The organism is Nitrosospira multiformis, assembly GCF_003050865.1.
In the GTDB taxonomy this organism is placed as follows: Bacteria; Pseudomonadota; Gammaproteobacteria; order Burkholderiales; family Nitrosomonadaceae; genus Nitrosospira; species Nitrosospira multiformis_E.
In genome coordinates this window covers 1-1,435 of the sequence record NZ_QAOK01000075.1, presented here as the reverse complement: position 1 = coordinate 1,435, position 1,435 = coordinate 1, and the positions used below count along the sequence as shown (strand labels likewise).

Genomic DNA, 1,435 nt, shown 5'->3' with positions numbered 1-1,435 from the left:
CGGCTGAACGGCAAGGTGGAACGGTCCCATGGGACCGACCAGCGCGAATTCTACCAGCTGTTAACTTATAAGGATAATGTTGACCTGAATGCCAAGTTAGCTGAATGGGAGGCCTTTTATAACTATCACAGGCCTCACGGAAGCTTGGGCGGCAAAACGCCTTATGAACGCTTGGTTGAAAAAATGCGATAATTTTTTCGATCAGCCGAGGTTGTGCTCATCACACCCTAAAGAACCTGTTTTTAACAAATGCTCATCATTATTGGAAGACTGTTTGTGCTGTTTTTCTGTATAAAGCGTTGCATATTTGGGTGCACAAAAGCGCCAGGCGGCGCAGAACCTTGCGCAAGGTGTGACTTGCAGCGCATAACAAGGCATTCATGGCATCCCGCGGCTGCCTTTGAGGAAGTTTCTTGCCAGGCGCCCATCGGCTTTCATATGCCCAATTACGGGCTCCACGGCATTACGGCGCTTTAGCTTCTTCATGATGGCTACCGTGACACCTCGTTTGGCGCCGGCCCCCATACCTTTATCCAGTCTGAAGCAATGCCATAACCGCGATAACCCCGATCCACGTACACTTGCCTGAGTATCCGTCCGTCAACCGCCGTGCCTGTGCCAAGGAGCTTTAAGCGTGTGTCCCTCATAGGGATTGCCGGGTAAGGCTTGCATGCCGATGACGAAGTTCTCCTTGTTGGTGGTGACCACTCCTACCTTGACGCCGAATTCATAAGGCTTGTGCGCTTTGCATTTGGGCAATGCATTCGACTTCGGATGCATGCACGCTGTACACCTTGCCCTTGTCATGACGTTGTTGTGCATGGATGCGCTGGCCAACCTCCAGCAATCGCTTGAGCCTGGACTGCTCCTGTTCCCCTCCAGCCGTCACCTTGCGTTCGATGTCACGGATTACTCTGCCAAGATAGGTCTTTAACCGCTTTCAGAGCGTGCCGGAAGTATTCTTCCCCGCAGAAGTATTGCCAGTAAGGATTCTCTACCCAGAGTGCCACTACGCTTTCATCCGATTCGTTAAAGGCGTGTTTGAGGTAGTGCAATCCCACCATGAGCCGGATCGCAATACCAGGACGCCCTTCCTCGGCATACAGCCCGCCAAAAGCGCGCTTCTGCCGCATTCCAGTCAATCTTCTCCGCCAGCCGATACAACGCATGGCGTTGATCGAGTATGTGTTGCAAACGCAGGCGAAACATGTCATCACACCCAGGCGCCTCTTGCTTCTTCGGCTTCATCAATTCACCAGAAATCCAGGGAAAATAACCCCAATTCTGGCAATTCCATCAGCCATTATATACCCTAAGGCGTATTTCAGAAGCGACTAGGCTAGGGTCTGTTGACGTTTCACATTGGTAACCAGAGGATCATGCAAGCCATGGCTACTACACTCTCGTAATTTCTCTTCAGCTTGTCGAATCGTGA

Annotated in this window: 2 protein-coding genes and 2 pseudogenes; 1 reads left to right on the top strand and 3 read right to left on the bottom strand. The window is 51.4% G+C overall.

The window, feature by feature from the left end; translation table 11 throughout:
• The coding region (locus C8R21_RS15505; protein ID WP_146162528.1) for an integrase core domain-containing protein at window positions 1-192 on the top strand (192 nt) is incomplete at its 5' end.
• Between the two features lie 186 nt (window positions 193-378).
• Here C8R21_RS15505 and C8R21_RS16810 read toward each other — a convergent pair.
• From C8R21_RS16810 to C8R21_RS15495, 3 genes and pseudogenes are all read right to left on the bottom strand, one after another.
• Entirely contained in the window at window positions 379-525 is a 147-nt protein-coding gene (locus C8R21_RS16810; RefSeq protein WP_219906703.1) for a hypothetical protein, read from the bottom strand.
• A 195-nt stretch (window positions 526-720) separates the two neighbouring features.
• A pseudogene (locus tag C8R21_RS16805) lies at window positions 721-1,248 on the bottom strand (transposase); the annotation flags it as partial.
• Window positions 1,249-1,357: 109 nt separating this feature from the next.
• A pseudogene (locus C8R21_RS15495) lies at window positions 1,358-1,435 on the bottom strand (IS5/IS1182 family transposase); the annotation flags it as partial.